Annotated in this window: 18 protein-coding genes and 2 tRNA genes; 11 read left to right on the plus strand and 9 right to left on the minus strand. The window is 39.6% G+C overall.

The features are described 5' to 3' along the window. Positions 1-559: 559 nt before the first annotated feature. Positions 560-2035: a recombinase family protein gene (locus tag Q8P68_04970; protein MDP4008514.1), complete on the plus strand. Its 1476-nt coding sequence runs from the start codon at positions 560-562 to the stop codon at positions 2033-2035. On the opposite strand, the gene Q8P68_04975 is transcribed toward Q8P68_04970, so the two are convergent. The 4 genes from Q8P68_04975 to Q8P68_04990 all read right to left on the minus strand — a co-directional run bounded on the left by Q8P68_04975 (position 2024) and on the right by Q8P68_04990 (position 4441). After that, positions 2024-2098, minus strand: a tRNA-Gly gene (locus Q8P68_04975). The genes Q8P68_04970 and Q8P68_04975 overlap by 12 nt on opposite strands. Before the next feature lie 54 nt (positions 2099-2152). Then, the gene (locus Q8P68_04980; protein MDP4008515.1) at positions 2153-2653 is read right to left on the minus strand and encodes a hypothetical protein; all 501 of its coding nucleotides are present in this window, start codon (positions 2651-2653) and stop codon (positions 2153-2155) included. Between the two features lie 57 nt (positions 2654-2710). Continuing rightward, on the minus strand, positions 2711-3478 hold the full coding sequence (locus Q8P68_04985; GenBank protein ID MDP4008516.1) for an RMD1 family protein: 768 nt from the start codon (positions 3476-3478) through the stop codon (positions 2711-2713). Between the two features lie 99 nt (positions 3479-3577). Further along, a complete protein-coding gene (locus Q8P68_04990) occupies positions 3578-4441 on the minus strand; it encodes an exodeoxyribonuclease III (GenBank protein MDP4008517.1) in 864 nt (287 codons plus the stop codon). A gap of 119 nt (positions 4442-4560) precedes the next feature. Between Q8P68_04990 and Q8P68_04995 the strand changes: the two genes are divergently transcribed. Then, positions 4561-4635: transfer RNA gene (locus tag Q8P68_04995), tRNA-Phe, on the plus strand. A gap of 3 nt (positions 4636-4638) precedes the next feature. On the opposite strand, the gene Q8P68_05000 is transcribed toward Q8P68_04995, so the two are convergent. Both Q8P68_05000 and Q8P68_05005 read right to left on the minus strand, forming a co-directional pair. Beyond that, on the minus strand, positions 4639-5397 hold the full coding sequence (locus Q8P68_05000; protein MDP4008518.1) for an FAD-dependent oxidoreductase: 759 nt from the start codon (positions 5395-5397) through the stop codon (positions 4639-4641). 81 nt (positions 5398-5478) lie between these two features. After that, positions 5479-6492: an HNH endonuclease signature motif containing protein gene (locus tag Q8P68_05005; protein ID MDP4008519.1), complete on the minus strand. Its 1014-nt coding sequence runs from the start codon at positions 6490-6492 to the stop codon at positions 5479-5481. 334 nt (positions 6493-6826) lie between these two features. Here Q8P68_05005 and Q8P68_05010 point away from each other — a divergent pair, with 334 nt between their 5' ends. The 6 genes from Q8P68_05010 (at position 6827) to ychF (ending at position 13044) form a co-directional block, all read left to right on the plus strand. Then, positions 6827-7156: a hypothetical protein gene (locus Q8P68_05010; GenBank protein MDP4008520.1), complete on the plus strand. Its 330-nt coding sequence runs from the start codon at positions 6827-6829 to the stop codon at positions 7154-7156. 78 nt (positions 7157-7234) lie between these two features. Continuing rightward, positions 7235-8047: a diadenylate cyclase CdaA gene (gene cdaA, locus Q8P68_05015; GenBank protein ID MDP4008521.1), complete on the plus strand. Its 813-nt coding sequence runs from the start codon at positions 7235-7237 to the stop codon at positions 8045-8047. 6 nt (positions 8048-8053) lie between these two features. Continuing rightward, positions 8054-8980: a CdaR family protein gene (locus Q8P68_05020; GenBank protein MDP4008522.1), complete on the plus strand. Its 927-nt coding sequence runs from the start codon at positions 8054-8056 to the stop codon at positions 8978-8980. Between the two features lie 3 nt (positions 8981-8983). Further along, entirely contained in the window at positions 8984-9688 is a 705-nt protein-coding gene (locus tag Q8P68_05025; GenBank protein MDP4008523.1) for a type I 3-dehydroquinate dehydratase, read from the plus strand. Continuing rightward, complete coding sequence (locus Q8P68_05030; protein MDP4008524.1) at positions 9681-11951, plus strand: class I adenylate-forming enzyme family protein; 2271 nt, start codon at positions 9681-9683, stop codon at positions 11949-11951. Before Q8P68_05025 ends, Q8P68_05030 begins: the two co-directional genes overlap by 8 nt. 4 nt (positions 11952-11955) lie before the next feature. Further along, positions 11956-13044, plus strand: coding sequence for a redox-regulated ATPase YchF (ychF, locus tag Q8P68_05035; GenBank protein MDP4008525.1), 1089 nt, complete (start codon positions 11956-11958; stop codon positions 13042-13044). On the opposite strand, the gene Q8P68_05040 is transcribed toward ychF, so the two are convergent. After that, a complete protein-coding gene (locus tag Q8P68_05040) occupies positions 13041-14009 on the minus strand; it encodes a sodium:calcium antiporter (GenBank protein MDP4008526.1) in 969 nt (322 codons plus the stop codon). The two genes, ychF and Q8P68_05040, sit on opposite strands and share 4 nt — an antisense overlap. Positions 14010-14558: 549 nt before the next feature. Between Q8P68_05040 and Q8P68_05045 the strand changes: the two genes are divergently transcribed. The 3 genes from Q8P68_05045 to Q8P68_05055 all read left to right on the plus strand — a co-directional run bounded on the left by Q8P68_05045 (position 14559) and on the right by Q8P68_05055 (position 17781). Further along, positions 14559-14870, plus strand: coding sequence for a hypothetical protein (locus tag Q8P68_05045; GenBank protein ID MDP4008527.1), 312 nt, complete (start codon positions 14559-14561; stop codon positions 14868-14870). A 72-nt stretch (positions 14871-14942) separates the two neighbouring features. Further along, the gene (mnmA, locus tag Q8P68_05050) at positions 14943-16364 is read left to right on the plus strand and encodes a tRNA 2-thiouridine(34) synthase MnmA (GenBank protein MDP4008528.1); all 1422 of its coding nucleotides are present in this window, start codon (positions 14943-14945) and stop codon (positions 16362-16364) included. Between the two features lie 127 nt (positions 16365-16491). After that, complete coding sequence (locus tag Q8P68_05055; GenBank protein ID MDP4008529.1) at positions 16492-17781, plus strand: class E sortase; 1290 nt, start codon at positions 16492-16494, stop codon at positions 17779-17781. On the opposite strand, the gene Q8P68_05060 is transcribed toward Q8P68_05055, so the two are convergent. After that, positions 17782-18291 (minus strand): hypothetical protein, encoded by a 510-nt coding sequence (locus tag Q8P68_05060; protein ID MDP4008530.1) that lies wholly within the window; start codon positions 18289-18291, stop codon positions 17782-17784. Then, on the minus strand, positions 18291-18602 hold the full coding sequence (locus Q8P68_05065; protein ID MDP4008531.1) for a nucleotidyltransferase domain-containing protein: 312 nt from the start codon (positions 18600-18602) through the stop codon (positions 18291-18293). The genes Q8P68_05060 and Q8P68_05065 overlap by 1 nt, the downstream gene beginning before the upstream one ends. Positions 18603-18696: the final 94 nt, after the last annotated feature.

An 18696-nucleotide genomic window follows, 5' to 3' on the forward strand; every position in this document is an offset into this window, starting at 1 on the left:
CCATTTCTCTCAAAGCGCGCGGTGAAACCTGGCACCGCGCGCCTGTCCTTAGCTTCTCATCAAAAAATTGTCATTTTTTGAAGAGAAGCATGGAGGCTAGCCTCCATGCTTCTCTTTGAAATAAGTCCGAACTTCGCCATAGGTGCAGCTCCAAACGGAATATTGCGAAATTTTTGCGGTCTGCGCCCACGGAAAACCCAATTCCACGGCGGCTTTTTGGCCGATGATATGGAAGTTCGCCGCGCGAAGCGCGGAATAAACCACAATGGTATACTGTTTATTTTACCACTGTGGTTTATAGCCAATTTTTTGCATTTTGCCGAAGGCAAAACTTCTAAATTTCCAGTCAAAGAAAGCGACAATTTTTGCCCAAAAGCGATACGAAATTTGCAACCCTGCTGGACTTGATCTATTATTGTGGCGGACACAAATAGCAGACTGCACGGATTTTTTTAATCCAGATTGAAGCTCCAAACGAGCAACTCTGTACAGATTCGTGCAAACGCATTTGTGTCCAGCAGGGTTGCTCCTTTGGGATTATCACTTAACCAAAAGGTCTATGAAATATTATCTCTATGCTCGCAAATCTACAGATGAAGACGACCGCCAAGTTCTCTCTATTGAAGCACAATTAACAGAACTAAGAGAATATGCCTCTAAAGAAAAATTAGAGGTAATTGATGAATTTATAGAAAGCAAAACAGCTAAAGTGCCAGGCAGACCAATATTTAACAAAATGATTGAGCAAGTTGAACTTGGCGGTCATCCGGATAATAACGTGGGAATTTTAGCGTGGCATCCTGATAGGCTGGCAAGAAATAGCATTGATGGAGGCAAAATCATCTATTTAATTGATGAGCAGAAAATTGAATCGCTAAAATTCCCTACCTTTTGGTTTGATAGCACGCCGCAAGGAAAATTCATGCTCAGTATCGCTTTTGGGCAAAGTAAATATTACATTGATAATCTTTCAGAAAACATTAAACGTGGCATACGCCAGAAGTTAAGGCGCGGCGAACTGCCCGGGCTTGCACCAGTAGGTTATTTGAACGAATTAAGGCATCACACAATCGTAAAAGACCCTGAAAGATGGAAGGCAGTTCGCACGCTCTTTGAGGCGTATGCCACTGGTGAGAAAACACTTGAAGATTTACAAAAATTGTCGCTTTCTTTGGGCTTGGTGAGCCGACGTACTGACAAAGCATTGTCGCTGTCGCGACTTGATGGAATGTTACAAAATCCATTCTATTATAGTGTTATTACCAGAAAGGGCGAAGCCTACCAGGGAAGCCATGAACCGATAATCTCAAAGCAACTTTTTGATAAGGTGCAGCGGGAAATGCAGAAACGATCTAAGCCACGAAAGGCAAAAGAAATTGCGGCTTTTGCCTTTCGTGGGATCTTTACTTGTGGAGAGTGTGGCCGTGCTATTACAGCAGAAAAGAAGGTGAAAAAATCCGGCCGCACCTACATTTATTACCGCTGCACCAAAAAGAACCGTGTTTGTAGCCAGAAATATGTGGAGGAGCGAGAACTTGTGAAACAACTCAATGAGCTTTTTCAAAAAGTTGCTTTGAGTGATGACTGGAAAGAAAAATTTATGAAACAATGGGAGCTTGATTACAAAAAGGCTTCGACCGCTTCGTCCTCTTCCGCCGGTGAAAGTAAAATGGAACTCAAGGTACTGGAAGAAAAGCAAATGCGCCTTCTTGATGCCTACCTTGAGCAAACCATAACCAATGAGGAGTACACGGAAACCAAGAAGAAGCTATTAAACCGCAAAATTGAAATCAAAGAGAATTTAAAGGAATCCGGCGGAAGAGGACTCTACTGGCTCGAACTCTTCAAAGAATGGATTTTGTCGGCTCACCAAGCCATCAACTACGTTGATTCTGGAAATTTAGAAGAAAAGCGGAGCTTTCTGCAAAAAATTGGCTCGAACTTCTACATCATCGGCCAAAAAGCCGCCGTGGAATTGGGTTTTCCGTGGGCGCAGACCGCAAAAATTTCGCAATATTCCGTTTGGAGCACGTAACGGGAATCGAACCCGTATTTCTGCCTTGGCAAGGCAATGTAATAGCCACTATACGATACGTGCAAGAAGAGCAGGGATATTTTTACCAAAAAACTGGGCTTGAATGCAAGCCTAAGGCTAAAAAACATTTTCAAATCGCTCACGTACTTTGATATCACTCTCTTTGGCTGAGTCGTATGCTAATTCAAATATAATACGCATGCAGTCAGCTACGGTTTTGCTGCGGATGATTACTGCAAAGTTATCTTCAAATGACATGATTGCGACGGAGTCGCCGTAAATATTGATTTCTACGGGCATGGTTGTCTCTCTGCCTATGAAACGCGTGGTCCTAAGATGTGCAACATCGTTTTGTATACATTCTTTGAGGCTTTGTGCGTCAGCCGGTATGAGGCATCTGGTTGATATATTTCGTTTAACACGCTCGGCATAATAGTTTGGAAAAATACTTGGTAGAGCACGTGTTTGATGTTTTACTGTGCCGTAGCAGAGTAGGGTGGTGTTTGGTATTTTGAGAGTGTCTTCGAATGCACGAATAAGCCCATCCTCACCGTCCAGACGTTCTACCTGTGAAGGATTGGCATCATTGATGATCTGTGAAATTAGATCTTCTACCATTTTTTCTCTTTAAATAGGACAGGAGTTTAACAGAAGTAATGTCTAATGTTAAGCTGACTATTTGAATTCAACAAAAAACAATGCGATTATATCTATGACGAACAAAAGTATGATGATTCCTTCGAGTAAGGTTGATCTTTTTGAATTTAGAAAATCGAGGATAAATGAAACGCTGTCAAAAATAGTAGTTAATTTATGACTTAGAATTTCATAACGTTCTTCGATTTCGTAGAACTCAAGTAGGTCGTTATAGAATTTGTCGAGTGGCTCATCATCCCAAGTTATATCTGGTTTATCGAGTAGGGCCATTTGAGTAACTATCATGTGGCGAACATTCATGGCAAAGCCGACTCTTTTTAAGAGTTCTTTGTGAGAGAGTGATGATCTTCCGCGTTCAGCAAATGATTTCATAACTGTTGCAAAATTGTTGAGTACTTGATCGACCTCTCTATCATAGTGATCCAGCGCGACAGAGCGTCCGAGGATCAGTGAAATAACTGCGATTTTTTCGATGGTTATTTCGTCAACTTTTATTTCATGTGTACTAGTTTCATTTTTCTTATTCCCTGCTTTGACTTGAATCTCTTCCTCCATAGGTATTTCAAAACTTTCAACCAAAAATTCTCGTAATTTGTTTGAAAATTCATTAACTTCTCCTGAGGAGAAATTCCAAAATACAGCAACTCCGTATTTGAGGAGCACGACGTATTTACCTTTACCATATTCGATAATTAGAGGGTCTTTGTGAGATGCTTTTACGCCAAGTTTAGTTGGGATTTCGCGCAGATGGAATTGTCTTCCGAGATGAAGGGCATGGACTTGCATAAAAAATTTGTTCAGTAAGATTGGATATTTGACTTTTCCGCGCTATTGTACCATAACAATAAACCTTAGCAAGGGGAAAATGACGTAATACGCCTTTTTTTAGCCAAATAGTGTTGGTAACTCCAATGACTTTTTATCATGGATTATTGGCTCAGAGAGCTTTGAATCTTCAGGTAATTGAATGTCAATTTCGATAGGGCAGTGGTCTGAGCCAAAAATATTATTGAGAATACTGGCTGATTTTAGATGTTTCCGTAGCTTTGGATCTATCATCGTGTAGTCGATTCTCCAACCTACATTTCGGGCTCTGGCATTTGAGATATAATGCCACCAAGTATAGTGCTCTCCTTCTTTTTCAAATTCACGAAAAGTGTCTATAAATCCTAGATCCTCCGTTACCCAGTCGAGCATTTTGCGTTCTGCGATTGTAAATCCTATGCTTTTCTCATTTTCTTTTGGGCGAGCGATGTCGAGTTCGGTGTGGGCGATGTTAAAATCTCCGTTGATGATCACTGGTTTCCCGGTTTTTTTTGAAAGATCTGCAAGGTGTGCAAATAGATATTTGTAAAAATCAAATTTGAAATTAAATTGGTCTTCGTTGCGTCCTCCATTTGGAAAATATGCTGTGCAAAATAAAAATGAGTCGAATTCCGCAATTGTGCTCCGGCCCTCTGTGTTGTGGTATTCATGGTCGAAGTCTGCGTATTCAAAATGATACCAAATATTCAGGGGTTTCACCCTGGTCCAGAGGGCCGTCCCTGCATAACCTTTTTTTATCGCTGGATTCCAGTATGTGTAATAGTTTTTTGGGTAAAGTAATTCATCACTCAGTTGATCGTGAGTTACTTTTATTTCTTGAAAACCTATGAGATCCGGTGCATCCGGCCCATCCAAATATCCGAAGAAATCAGGTTTCTTCATTATGGCACGGACTCCGTTGACGTTCCAAGCTGCAATTTTCATGAATTCAAATATACAAAATAAGCGATATGCACTCTACAATAATATTAGAAAAAATGTAAGAAAAATTGTTTGTAAATTCAGGTTCCTTTGATATACTCAGCCGGCAAGTTTTTATACATGCCCGGGTAGCTCAGTGGTAGAGCAGAGGATTGAAAATCCTCGTGTCGGTGGTTCAATTCCGCCCCCGGGCACCACTCTTAATAGAATTTCTCGTGATGGATCTTGTCTTCACTTAGACCCATCTCTTTGAACGTGTCGACAACTTCTTTGATCATATCGCCGTTTCCACATATAAAAATTCTTAGATTTTCTAAGTCCAAATTCGCACCTGGTTTGAAGTCGCCACGTTCTTTGTATTCTTGAATTAGATTTGTAATACGGCCGCGGTTACCTATCCATGAGTCCTGTGGGCGAGATAATGTAAGCTTGTAATCGATGTTTTTGTGAGCCTGCGCCATACCGTTAAATAGTTCATCATAAAAGATGTCTTCCTCATGCCTGACTCCAAAAAACAAAGTCATATTACTTCTGAAATTCATTTCGATTTGGTATTCCATCATGCTTTTCATAGGGGCAACTCCCGTTCCTGTTGCGATCATTAGCATGTTTTCAGTGTAGTTGTCTTTGGTTGCAAAAAGCCCAAAAGGCCCATTTCCTGTAATTTCATCGCCTACGTTTAATGAGCCAAGATGACGCGACCCTGGGCCATCAACTAATTTTATACAGAGCTCGAGATGCTCTTTTATTTTTGGATTCGAAGCGATCGAATATGAGCGAACTATACGTTTTTCATCTGATGGAATATTGATATTTATAAATTGTCCTGGCTCAAAATTGAACGGAGTTGTATCAAGAGGTGTAAACGTGAATTCCCACACATCACGAGTGAGCTCAAGTTTTTTTGCGAGTTTAAATTTTACCGCAGTTGGTTTGTAAATTGGAGGTATTAAAGCCATGTTGATTTGATTATTTTCCAGCACAATATAGCAAATAATCCTTTTTTAACAAAGAAGATCATGAACACTCCTCATAAAATACTACATTCCAAAATCAGTTTCATAGTATCCAATTTCCAAGTTCTTCATCATCATAAATTTCTCATCCATGACGTGTGCGATGTCATGATGCTCTTTGCAGAGTGGCGCCAGGAAATGAGGGTTATTGCTGCCAGTTAGCCCAAATCTCGCTGTGTGATGAATATTTTTTGATTCTCTCGCACAACCTGGCGCCGCACATTTAACCCCAAATTCTTCTTCAAGTATTTTTTTTGTTTCAACTCCGATGTATCTCACCGGCCTTTTGCCATCTGCCTTACGTTTCCATTCTTTTTTTGCCACATACTCCGCATTTCTCACCTTTTTTCCCGCCAAATCTTCGTTTCGCTTCACGAAACCACCTCTCACAATTTTATCTATATCGATGCCTTTTTCTTGAAGTGCCAAAAGATGATTAATCGTATCTTCAGCAAGATTTAACTGTGCTTTTTTCAAAATAATCTCCTGGCTTTGTATATTGATTTGAGAGGCTTGCACGTGCAGACTTTTTGCATCGATTTGCGGCTCAAATAAGCCATTTTGATTTCTTAAGTCTGACTCACCCCCTCTCTTAACATCACGAACCAGAACCTCAAGTGAACGATTTGATAAAACTTCCGCACTCGCAGCCAAAATCGATTCATTTGAAACATTTGCAATAGAAACGATTCTAGACAATTTGTTAATACTTACTCGACCTTCGACTAGAGCTCTGCGCAAAACCGGTTTATCTTCAAAACGTTTTTCTAGATTTATCGCAAGCCGTATTTGATCTTCGCTCAAGCCCGCCATACGTTTGCCAAATTCAAATATCGAGCCATACCCTTTTTTCTCATAAAGTTTGCGACGATTGGCTTCAGGAAGAAGTCCTATGAATTTTTGCCGCCAAAGTAGCGCCTGCGTGCCATATTTTTTACAGAGAGCGAGAAGTTTTTTATCTGAAAAATTTGTAAGTGGAAGATTGGAAGATTGAGAAAAAGATGAGGTAGATAGTTCAAATATTGCATTAGAATTCATATGGTAGAAGTTTAAAAAATAAGAGGTTTTCAGTGGATTTAAATTACCAAAAGTACGCTTAAAAATCAAGACTTAAAAGCTCGAAAAGTAGCTAAGGCAAGCGACTTGCGCCATTTTGACGTGACGATTTGTCAAGAATATTTTATGGTGAGCGAGCGCTACCCTTGGGGCGAGGGGCACGCTTCTCTAAAATTCACCCTGGAAATTCCGTCACCTTCGAATTCATGTGTTAGCTCATTAGAAAACCTAACCTAACTTATTATAAATCATTGAATTTTACCCTAAAATATGCTATTATTACATGATAATTCAAAAGATTTAAGACAAAAATAAAATGTCAAAGAAGAAAATTTTTATGGCTATGCTGGTTCTAACTATGATGCTGAGTGGATTTTCTTTGGCTATAGAGACTGATGGTATGGGGAGTTCAGTTGCCAGTATTCTTAAATATGACGCTTTGACTGGCCATGAACAGGTTTTGAATTCTTTGGAAAAGGTAAAAAGGAGAGATAAGGTTGCACGAACCGATGTTATGCAATTTATCAAGCATGAAGATATAAAGGATTTTCGAGCGACCAATGGTGCAGTTAGTAATTCGATGATAGTTGAACAGGCGAGAAGAGATATTGAATCGGTTGATATGAGGTTCGAAGACCTTAAATAAGCGGAGACATTGACTTAAGGCTGTATTTTCGGTAGATTTCTACTCCACTAGTGAATAGTGGTTTTTTTAATGTTCAAGATGGAAATTTTGGGTCAAATACTGGCGAAAGCAATCACATTCATATCTGATCAGGTCATCAACGCATGGCAGACTATAAATTATATGGATATTTCAATGTATCAAATTTTTGTTGATATATTTGTGGTGACGATACTTTTTTATTGGATTATTCAGCTAGTTCGAGGGACAAAGGCAAAGCAAATCCTGACTGGCCTCGCTCTACTTGGATTTCTTTATATAATCAGCAGAGCATTCAATTTGATTGCGCTGGAGTGGTTACTCCGAAATTTCTTTACAGTTGTGCTTATTGCGATTCCGATTATATTCCAGGAGGAGATAAGGCGAGGGCTCCAGAGAATAGGAGAGACTAAGTTTTTGTCGTCATCTAGCCATGTAACGCATGACGTGATCAAAGAAATTGTTCATGCTACGTTTGAAATGGCTGAAAAACGGCATGGGGCATTGATTGTTTTTAAAAAAGAAGTGAGTTTAGAAGAATATGAATCTACTGGTATTGAGATGGACGCAAAGGTAACTTCTCCGTTGATTGAATCTGTATTCAATCCAAAGGCACCACTTCATGATGGAGCGGTAATTATACATGGAAATAAATTGAAATATGCAGCCTGCATACTTCCTCAGTCTGTTAAGAAATTTGATAAAAAATTTGGTACTCGGCACAAAGCCGCAATGACACTTTCTGAATATACTGATTCAGTTATTATTGTGGTTTCCGAAGAGCGAAAAGTCGTATCTGGTGTATATGATGGGGAAATATACGAAGACCTTGAGGTCTCAGAGCTTACGAATTTCCTGAAAAATAATTTATAAACATACATGAAAATAAATCTTTTTAAAAATTTACCATTTAAAATATTTGCGCTGCTACTAGCTGTCAGCTTTTGGTTTTTCTTGATAATTTTTCAAAATGTTATTTATGACGTGCCGGAGGCATTAACGATACAAGTGCTCAATAGCCCGACAGGTGTTGAGATCGCAAATCCTTTGCCGGAAATAGTTGTTAGGGTTACAGCCCCAAAAGATGATACGGCGTTTTTGCACGCTGAAGAATTCAAAGCACAGATTGATTTAACCGGTTTAAAAGAAGGCGTTCATAAATTGCCTATTCGCGTTAGTACTGAAAAAAGCAATGTTAATATAGTGTCTTATATCCCTCGTGAAGTTGAAGTTACTTTGGAGGAAATAGAAACAAAATCTTTTGCTATACGTGCGGAGATCGTAGGGTCGCCAGCTCCAGAATATTCTATAGGAGAGTCTTTATATAGTACTAGGAAGGCTACGGTAAAAGGACCGAGTAGCTTGATCAATTCAATAGCTTATATTGGCCATAAGATTGAGCTGACCGGACAAGATAAGGTGAATATAAAAAATACTTATACATTGGTAGCTTACGATGAAGATGGCGAGCCGATAGATCACAGTATCAAAATAACTCCGGAAACTGTCAGTACGGAATTGCAGTTGGTCAAAGAGCTCGGTGAAAAGTTAGCATTTATATCATTGCAATATGCTGAGGATGTCGATGTGACACGTATAAATGGCACCATAATTAAACCATCAAATATTCTCATTAGGGGGAGACTTACTGACTTGGCAGATATATTATCAATCAAAACAGAGCCTCTAACGGTGGATGATATTGAGAAAATTATTACCGGTGGAGAATTCTTTGTAAAACTTGTTATTCCTGATAATGTTACTTGGGTGAATGAAGATCAAAAAGTAACAGTAGAAATCAAATAATTTATGAGAAATAATATTACGGTATGTGTACCTATCAGGTGTACTACCTTCGAAGAAGTTGTTAATAGTGCAAAGAAGTCATTGTTAGAAGGTGCTGATATGGTTGAGGTATGGCTTGATTCATTGCCATTTACTTATGATGTTTCCCGCAAAGATCAGAAACTTTTAAATGAATTGTTTTCGTTGATAGACTTGCCGATTTTATGTGTTAACAAAGGAGATATAGAGCACGGGTCTTTTGATGGTAGCGAGGAAGCGAGAGTGGGTTTGCTTTGCAAGGCCGTGATTGCCGGAGTTGATTTTGTTGATATAGGGATCCACACATCAAAAGATCTCGTGCAAAATTTAAAAAATGTTATCGAAGAAAATGGAGGTATAACTCAGATCATTATTTCATATCATAATTTTGAGAAAACTCCTTTATTTGATGAACTAAAAGCTGTGGTACAAACTGCCGATGAATTGGGAGCGGATATTATAAAAATTTCTACATACGCGACTGAAGAAAGTGATAATGATGTAATATTTGCAATGCTTGATTTAATTCACAAAGAAGGTAAAAAAGGTATAGGTGTATGTATGGGAGAGAATGGAGCGCGCTCTAGGATAGATTCACACAATCATGGTTCTCAGTGGACATATGCGGCACTCGATGAAGATTCTAAGACAGCCACCGGCCAGATAACAATTAATGAACTGCATGGATAAATTCACGCCACCAATTCAAAATCTATATGGATATTTAAAAGACCTTGCGATGAATCAGGGGGGTAAGACTGTACTCGCTTCGTATTCAAAAATAGGTGAACTTATTGAAGAAATTTCATACAAGGATTTTCTGCAATTGGTTGAAAAAGTTGGAGCGTGGATGATTTATAAGGGGCTAAACCCCGGAGATAGAATCGCGATTCAATTTCCGAATTCTATTGAATTACTTGTGCTTAGCTGGACAGCTTGGAGCATCGGTATTGTGAGTGTGCCACTCGATACTAAGCGTGATACGATCGATGATATAAAATACAAAACAGAACTTGCGAATACCAAGTTGACTTTGAATCCTAAGAATTTTAATTTTGAAATTATAAATGAGGTATTGGAAGCTGTGGGAAATATAGATATTCCATGGAAAGAAAGTTTGGATCATGAGGCTTTGATTTTGTTTACTTCAGGGACGACCGGGCGCCCAAAGGGCGCCTCACTTAGTCTCCAAAATCTCATTGCAAATGGAGATGGAATACGTGAATGGTTCAGTATTACAAGTGATGATATTTTCATGGTGATACTTCCTTTGCATCATATAAATTCTACGAGTTTTTGTTTTGCATCATTGCTCGGTGGAGCAAGCATTGCGATTCCACCGGCTTATTCCGCTTCTCAATTTTGGGCACAGGTCGCTCGGACAAAGGCGACATTCACATCAATAGTTCCTACAATTTGTTATGATCAGACTTCAATGCTTGGTGAATATGTAAAATGTCATGAGAGTGTTCGGCTGAAAAAAATTCAAATAGGATCGGCACCGGTAAAGCCGAGTGAGGTTCAAAAATTCATGGATCTTTATAAGATTCGTCTTTATCAAGGTTACGGTCAAACAGAAACTGCATTGCGAGTAACCGGTATCCCACATGACGTATCGGAAGATCTGTATAAAAAACTTATACAGGAGAATTCTATAGGAGTGCCTATGAAGTGGGCGGAAGTCACAGTGCTCAGCTCTGATGGACAAAAGCTAAAGGAAGACGAAGAGGGAGAGCTTGCAGTCAAAGGCCCAATAGTTATGAAGGGTTATATTGGTGGCGAAAAAGCATTCAATCCTGACGGCTGGTTCATGACCGGTGATTTGGCATATTTTAAAATGATAGGCGATAGAAAATTTTATTATCTTTTAGGGCGTCTCAAAGAAATCATAATAAAAGGTGGAGTCAATATTTCACCGTCCGCAGTGGAGGATAGGCTCAAGCAAATAGATTCGAATATAGATAAAGTTTGTGTGATTGGTGTGCCGGATGATAGATATGGAGAAGAAATCGCAGCAGCCATAGTTTGGCACAATGCCAAAAATGAAACACAAATCTCAAGATTTGAAGTTGAGCTAAAAAGAAAACTCGCATCAGAACCATCACAAATTTCAGCATATGAAATCCCTGCGTATATAGTGACAATATCTGAAGATGAAATCCCTATGACTTCAACTCGCAAAGTTCAACGTTCAGTTTTAGCTAGTCAAATCGACAAAAAAAAACTTCAGCCGATTTTACAAATTACAAAAAATAATATGTACGAATTTATTTTACTCAAATCAAACAACAAGCCATATATGAAGCGGGCTTTTGAGCTTTACAATCATTGCTGGGATCCACTTACGATAGATATGAATAAGTTCGTGCAATACATCGATAATGGAACGACCATCCTCGCAACAAAAGATGGCAAAGTTGAAGGATTTCTATCAATGGTTATCACTGATATTTCAGAAGATGAAATTGCAAATTCCACATATTCGCAGATCACAGGAGATTTAACTTTAAGCACTTCAAAAGAGCAGGGTGACAAAGTAATCTGCGTTGCAATCGGTAGCTCAAATTATGAGAAAAAATCAGTGCTAGACCAACAATTTAACGCCGTAAGCAAGCCTCAAACCCCAACTGAGGAAGAGGTTTTGAAATATTTAAATGATGGATTAGACAGCGTATATAAATTTCATTCCGGAGCAAAGGGTGGTTTGAGTGAAGGGGCATCTCTCATCAAACTTATGCCAAATTCTCGTCCGGAAGATGAATCTTCAATGGGCTACAATATGCTCATGAAATACCCATCACTTACAGAGCTTGAAATTATCCCAAATTCCTCTCGCAGTATCGGTGTTCAACTGATAGAATCCGCGATGAATTATGCGACTAAGTGCACCCTCCGGGATGTATACGCCTTTTCTCGCCCTGCCGGCCTTAAGGAATATTTAACTAAAAAATAAAATTATGAAAATAGGAATCGTTGGACTCCCAAATGTTGGTAAGTCTACAATCTTCAATGCATTGACCAAAAGTAAAGCCGCAAGGGCGGAGAATTTCCCGTTTTGCACTATCGATCCAAATGTAGGTTTGGTTGAAGTGCCGGATTATCGTATGAAACATTTGGCTGAAATAGTTAAGCCTGAACGTGTACTTCCGGCAGTGGTTGAATTTGTGGACATCGCAGGGCTCGTGAAGGGGGCTTCAGAAGGTGAAGGGCTCGGAAACAAGTTCCTCGCCAACATTCGAGAATGTGAGGCGATTGCGCAAGTTGTTAGGTATTTTGAAGATGATGATGTTCACCATGTTCATGGAAATATAGACCCGAAGCGTGATGTTGAAATTATTCAGACAGAATTGATCTTGGCTGATCTTCAGACCGTTGAAAAACGTTATGGCAAAGCATCCGGGGATGCGAAAACAGGAAAAAAAGAAGCGGTAGTATATCTCAATCTTATTGAAAGACTTAAAAACCATCTAGAGAGCGGAGGTATGGCGTGCGAGGTGGATCTAACCGAAGATGAAGAATTGGAGATAAGAGACTTGCATTTACTCACAGCAAAACCGATCGTATATGTAGTTAATGTCGCAGAACATGAGATTGCAGAATTTGATATTAGCAAAGCACGGAACGTGCTTGGTCTTCCGGACCACTCACGCCTAGTTCCGATTTCAGCAAAAATAGAAGAAGATCTTATGCAGCTTCCGGAGGAAGATGCGCAGGAGTTTTTGAAAGAATACGGCCTTGAAGAGCCGGGCCTTAATCGCCTAATCCGCGAAGCTTACGATACTTTAGGATTACATACATATTTTACAGCCGGAGTAAAAGAAGTGCGCGCTTGGACAATTCCAAAAGGTGCATCAGCTCCGCAGGCAGCAGGTAAAATTCACACTGATTTTGAAAAAGGATTCATCCGCGCAGAAGTTGTCGCCTATAATGATTACCTTGCTCACAAGGGTGAAAAAGGCGCTCGTGACGTAGGTAAACTCCGCTCGGAAGGAAAAAGCTACATAGTCGCCGATGGAGACGTGATGCACTTCCTAACTTCGAACTAAAACAAGTACATCCACTCGGGGATCGGCATTACGTCCAGTTTGAATAATATGAATACGCCATAGATTGCTATCAATATAGCAGCTTGGCTTTTGTGTAATGTTTCACCCCGCATATTTAAAAGTATCAAGGCTATACAAGAAGAGAGAAACCAAAAAGGAAGATCAAATCGTAGTAAGTCCATATCAGTCTCAAATCCATTGAACAAAGAACCTATTCCGGTTGAGAGTAGGGGGTCGGTAATATTTGAACCGATAAGTGTTCCAACTGCTATACTTGGTGCATTTTTCCACATTCCAACGATCGCCGTTGAGAGTTCGGGGAGACACGAAGCGACTCCGATAATCATAACTCCGATAAAACTTTCCGATAACCCATGTGCTCTCGCTATGGTAGTCGCGCTTTCAAGTACAAAATGCGCAGACCCAAGCAGGATAGTCATTCCTATAAACAATTGCCCTATTCTGAAAATCGCAGGTTTATCGCCTGCCGTATGTACACCGAGTAACCTTTTGTTTTCACATATAACATCATTGTGAGCTGTAAACCATATGTAAGAAATGTATATCCAAATCATCAGAATACCTTCAAACCGTGTGAGTTCACCACCGCTATATAACATCATTCCAAAAATAAGTATTGCGACAAGCATCATTGGACCATCTACTTGCATGGCTTTTTTTTGAGAATGTACGTCATGCACCATCCCTGAGATTCCAAGTATAATTGTAATCTGTGCAAGGCAAGACCCAATCATCGTGCCAATGGCAACATCAGATACACCTCTGGCACCGGAAAAACTCGTTACCATTATTTCAGGCAGGGACGTTCCTATACTTACAACAGTGATTCCGATAAGGAGCTCAGATATACCAAATCGGCGAGCTATAGCTTTACAGGCTTTGACCACGTATTCAGAGCCAACCCATAGCCCAATCAGTCCAAGTATCAAAAATACTATTTCCATAATTTTTTGTTTTTATTTCATCTATTAATTATGCCACAAAACAGCGTTATTCTCAACTGTATTATGCGATTTTACGGGTCAATAGCACAACACACTTGTGGTTCTTTAAACAAATTGGGCAATGCTGTGCGCGCACACGTCTTGAACGCCGTACTTCAGACGTCATTCCCGGGAACGGGCGTCGAAATGCCGTATTTCAAAGTTCAATCTCCATGAAAACGCTTTGAAATGTGTACTTCAGACGTCATTCTTAAGAACAAGCCATGAAGTACGTACTTGAGAGACCATTTTATGAGAGAAGTGTGTCTGGGAGTATTTTTTTTAGCAAGTGCATAAAAACCAAATTGTACGGATTATTGTACAATGCCTCCTTCCGGGAAGAGTTTTTGTACAAGATAACGTACAAAATCTGTGCACGTGCACACTTCCACATGATCAAAATTCATTAAATTTGTTTTCGCACGTTTGGATTTTTTAGATTTCAGCATCTACACGCCCTCAAACATACTTTTGGTTTACCAATTTGTTTAAGGAACCGTTAATGGGGTATTGGGAAAAGTTAAATTTTCAACAGGACTTGGCCGTGAAGATATCAAAGCTACTGTAGAAGATCGAGTTGGTGAATATTGTGGGTTGATTAGAATGAAAACTGAAGCTGGCTTTTTATTGATCATCTTAAAAAGGCACGGGGATTCTTACATGCTTTCTAAAGCTTTTCTTGATTCAGAACTTAATCAGGTGGAGTGCCAAAATAATGCTATTTTTATATTAGATACGAATAATATGCCAAGCTATGATGGTATGGATGAGGCTGTGAAAACTATTGTAAATTGGTATTATCAAGATTGTGTCAGTAAGTAAACCACATGTATCATTGCAGTTCGCTGGGTTTTTAGTATAATTCTAGCGTTTTTTGTATATTAATGATTTTGGATGACAAAGGATAAATCACATATAGGGGAAGAGATTGAAGGGCTCAAATATTATCCGGTGCTGGATGGTGGTTGCGGCGCTTGCCTAGACGAGCCGAATGGCGAGTCTATTGAGTACAAGGATGATAAAAACTGTGTTGTTGATGAAAATGGTAAGAGGTTGAATAATGGCAAAAAAAACACGCAAGATGTATCCAAACTCGATGAAGTAGTGTCTCGCCTCGGTGGGGAGAATTCTCAATCAGGGACTGTCGTTATGGCGATGTCCGGAGGGGTTGATTCTTCAGTGCTCCCAGCCATATTAACTCGACTTGGTTACAAAGGCATAGGAGTGCACATGCAATTTTGGGTTGACCCGCACAGCGTGAGCGAAGGCGAACTTGCTGATGCGAATAAAGTGCGAAGCAACCATTTAGAAAAAGTAAATAAATTCCCGGAAAACAAATGTTGCTCACTTGAAAGTTTGGAGCATGCCCGTGAAATCGCTCATAAATATGACATGCCTTTTTATGTTTTAAACACTAGGGATGTCTTTAAGCAGAAAATAGTTGATTATTTTATAGATGAATTTGCAGAGGGTGTTACTCCAAATCCCTGCGTTGAATGTAATCGTTCGATAAAGTTCGGATATTTAATAGAAAAGATGAGGGAGCTCGGAGCGGATTTTCTTGCAACCGGGCACTATGTCAAAAACGAACTTGTTACAGATGAGGATGGTGATACTCACTTTGCACTCAAGATGGCAACGGACAAGTTAAAAGATCAGTCATATTTCTTGTATACAATTACTCAGAACAATTTAAAACATTGTATTTTCCCATTAGCGGATTTGAATAAAGATGAGATAAGGGAGATTGCAGAGGAAGAGGGGCTCATGAAAGTTGCAAAGAAAAAAGATTCTCAGGGGATATGTTTTTTCCCGGAAAAAAGTCATGTGCCTTTTTTGAAGAGACATATGAAGCCGGAGGTAAATGGTGCGAACATTCTAGGGCCGATGCTTACCAAAGACGGAGAAGAGAAGGGTGTTCATGAAGGGCTTGCTTTTTATACTATCGGACAGCGATGTGGACTTGAAATCGGCGGCCCGGGCGGCCCATGGTATGTAATCGGCAAAGATGCCAAGAAGAATGCGTTAATAGTCGGAGCCAATGAAGACCTTTTTGCCAAAGAAGTTAATGCAATCAAGCTTACATTTGTGGCGGATAAAATCCCAAAAGCTGCCCTCACAGATGCAGGTATGCCGATTTTGGCGCGCTTGCGTCACAGGTTTACTCCAAATGATGCAATTTTAAAAGTAAACAATTCAAACGAACTCGCTACCGCTACAATAATCTATGTAGATCCGCAGCGCGCTGTTACCCCGGGCCAATCCGTCGTTTTTTACAAAGGCGATGAAGTCCTTGGCGGCGGGATAATAGTTTGAGAATGTCCCGCCGGCGGGGCTTAGTTCACAACAAGTGGTAATATATGTCAAAATTTTCCAATGAAAATACTTCGGTAATAAGTTGTTTTGTTGTATAATTGACGTAAGACAAAATAAAAAACAAAAAGTGAACGCTTCTAAGTTCCACAAAATAAGGGATTTCGAATATGCGCATCGTAAAAAATATGATGCCTCTTTGTGTGAGAAAATTCAGAGACTGGCTGAGGCGGTTGATTTTCAACATGCGAAGCACAATTTCTTCTCTGTTTTTTTGCATGTGCAAGACCAAGTAAAAGAGCGCCTCAGCGAGGTGATAAGAGAAAAAGAACCTATGTTTCTGAGAATGAAAAAAGGTCTATCGAAACTGTTTGCAAAATCAAAGATTAAAACTTCTCTTGTTAAAAGTGCACACGTAATAAAAAAACATTTGATAGAGAATAAGGAGCGAGTGCTTGAGGTAATGCACATGGATGAGATTATAGATTATGCGGTGAACGAAGCTATCAAGAAAAAAGAGTTTAAGGCCAAAGCTGAACGCACGCTCGAAAGCGCCGCGGGCATTGTGAGTACAAATTTTGTACAGCCTCTTAGGGAGGTGTGTACTGTATCGGCATTTGAGCGGTTTTCAAAATTTATAAAATTGAGTTATTACAAATTTAAGGCAGGTATGCATATGGCATCAAAGCCGGTGTTTGCAGGGGCTAGAGTTTTTTCTGTTTTTGCAATTATTTTTGCGATTACATTTACGATTTTAAATGCACAGGCTCTCACGACAATTACAAAAGACCACATAAAGACAAATAGTTTTATGAGTGAGTATTTCACTGCAAAAGAAGCGGCAAAAGAATATGTAGAGGTTGAGTCGCTTGAACCGGCTCCGGAGGATTTAGTATTGGCGGAAGATGAGCGTCAGGTAAATAAAGACAAATTGCAACTTTTGCCACTCGACATACAAGTGACTCCGGATGACAATAGAATTATGATTCCGCGCATAGGGAAAAATATACCACTTTCAGAAGTAAGTGACGAAAAAGTTATATATTCAGATAGACTTCAAGATATAGAAGATTCTATCCAGGAGGCTCTTCAGGATGGGGTGGTACGTTATCCCGGTACTGCAAAACCGGGCGAGCAGGGGAATGTATTTTTAACCGGGCATAGTTCTTATTATCTTACAGCTCCTGGCGATTACAAGGATGTATTCGCACTACTTCACAAGGTTGAATTAAATGATGAAATTGTCGTTTATTATAATCAAAGACGGTTCAAATACAAAGTAACTGAAATCAAACAAGTTTGGCCAAGTCAGGTTGATGTTTTGAAGCAAACAGATGATTATCGCTTAACACTAATGACTTGTACGCCAATCGGTACAAATTTAAAACGCCTGATTGTAACCGCAATCCAGGTTGAATAATTAAACATCATCAAGCTGTTGCAATAAATCCTCCTCAGCCTTCTTCTCTTGAACCTCGGATTGCTTCTCAGCAGTTTCTATTTCTTTGCGTTTTTCGCGGGTTTCAAATTCTTGCCATTCTATAAGATGTCGGCTGTTTAGTTTTTTCAATTGATCATCGTACTCTTGATCGAGTTTCTGTAATTGTTTTTTCTCTGTTTCAAGTATTCCTTGAAATTTAAGTAACTGCTGCTCAGTCATCACAGGCATTATTTGAAACCAATATTGACGCTCATCATCGGTCATAGATTCTGTCATAACTACGAGGTCAACGAGTGCCGGATATTTTTGCTGCATATCCGCAGGTATCTGAAATTGCGCTCGCTTTGCAACTACTGGGTCAGTAGCACCGGCTCCTTGTCCTGCACTACCTGAATTCCCCGCACTAGCTGAATTTCCATCCCCACCAATCCCCTGCAAATTGATCACATTGCCAGTCACCCATCCCTGATTTTGCTGTCCATCGCTCATTATTTTTTCTTATAGATTACTTTGCCGTGAGTATCGATATGTTTTTTTAAGTTTTCATTTGTGATGGAATTATAATCCAGCAAATCAACGAAATAAGGCAAATTTGTTTCTTCTTCAATTTTTGATAGTACTCTCAGTTGATCTGACAGACCGACTTTACCTTCCACTATTGCTAAATCGACATCTGAATAAGGTTTATGATTTCCAATCGCTCTCGAGCCGAAGATGACGACTTTGTTAATTTTGCCAAACCTTTGAAAAGAGTTTTTCAAATCCTCAATGTCGTTAGCTGTCAATCCGAATTTTTTCATTTTTGAAAAAAGCTAAGTAGCATATTTATTTTAACACGGAGGAGATGACATAATCCACCGATTTTATCACTCCGGACTTAAGTCCTTCTTCACG

The organism is Candidatus Peregrinibacteria bacterium, from assembly GCA_030700255.1.
In the GTDB taxonomy this organism is placed as follows: domain Bacteria; phylum Patescibacteriota; class Gracilibacteria; order UBA1369; family JABINC01; genus JABINC01.

Excerpts from the sequence above, each read along its gene's own strand:
- Q8P68_04970 (MDP4008514.1), top strand. The coding sequence starts at position 560 with ATGAAATATTATCTCTATGCTCGCAAATCTACAGATGAAGACGACCGC.
- Q8P68_04980 (MDP4008515.1), bottom strand. The coding sequence starts at position 2,653 with ATGGTAGAAGATCTAATTTCACAGATCATCAATGATGCCAATCCTTCA.
- Q8P68_04985 (MDP4008516.1), bottom strand. The coding sequence starts at position 3,478 with ATGCAAGTCCATGCCCTTCATCTCGGAAGACAATTCCATCTGCGCGAA.
- Q8P68_04990 (MDP4008517.1), bottom strand. The coding sequence starts at position 4,441 with ATGAAAATTGCAGCTTGGAACGTCAACGGAGTCCGTGCCATAATGAAG.
- Q8P68_05000 (MDP4008518.1), bottom strand. The coding sequence starts at position 5,397 with ATGGCTTTAATACCTCCAATTTACAAACCAACTGCGGTAAAATTTAAA.
- Q8P68_05005 (MDP4008519.1), bottom strand. The coding sequence starts at position 6,492 with ATGAATTCTAATGCAATATTTGAACTATCTACCTCATCTTTTTCTCAA.
- Q8P68_05010 (MDP4008520.1), top strand. The coding sequence starts at position 6,827 with ATGTCAAAGAAGAAAATTTTTATGGCTATGCTGGTTCTAACTATGATG.
- cdaA (MDP4008521.1), top strand. The coding sequence starts at position 7,235 with ATGGAAATTTTGGGTCAAATACTGGCGAAAGCAATCACATTCATATCT.
- Q8P68_05020 (MDP4008522.1), top strand. The coding sequence starts at position 8,054 with ATGAAAATAAATCTTTTTAAAAATTTACCATTTAAAATATTTGCGCTG.
- Q8P68_05025 (MDP4008523.1), top strand. The coding sequence starts at position 8,984 with ATGAGAAATAATATTACGGTATGTGTACCTATCAGGTGTACTACCTTC.
- Q8P68_05030 (MDP4008524.1), top strand. The coding sequence starts at position 9,681 with ATGGATAAATTCACGCCACCAATTCAAAATCTATATGGATATTTAAAA.
- ychF (MDP4008525.1), top strand. The coding sequence starts at position 11,956 with ATGAAAATAGGAATCGTTGGACTCCCAAATGTTGGTAAGTCTACAATC.
- Q8P68_05040 (MDP4008526.1), bottom strand. The coding sequence starts at position 14,009 with ATGGAAATAGTATTTTTGATACTTGGACTGATTGGGCTATGGGTTGGC.
- mnmA (MDP4008528.1), top strand. The coding sequence starts at position 14,943 with ATGACAAAGGATAAATCACATATAGGGGAAGAGATTGAAGGGCTCAAA.
- Q8P68_05060 (MDP4008530.1), bottom strand. The coding sequence starts at position 18,291 with ATGAGCGATGGACAGCAAAATCAGGGATGGGTGACTGGCAATGTGATC.
- Q8P68_05065 (MDP4008531.1), bottom strand. The coding sequence starts at position 18,602 with ATGAAAAAATTCGGATTGACAGCTAACGACATTGAGGATTTGAAAAAC.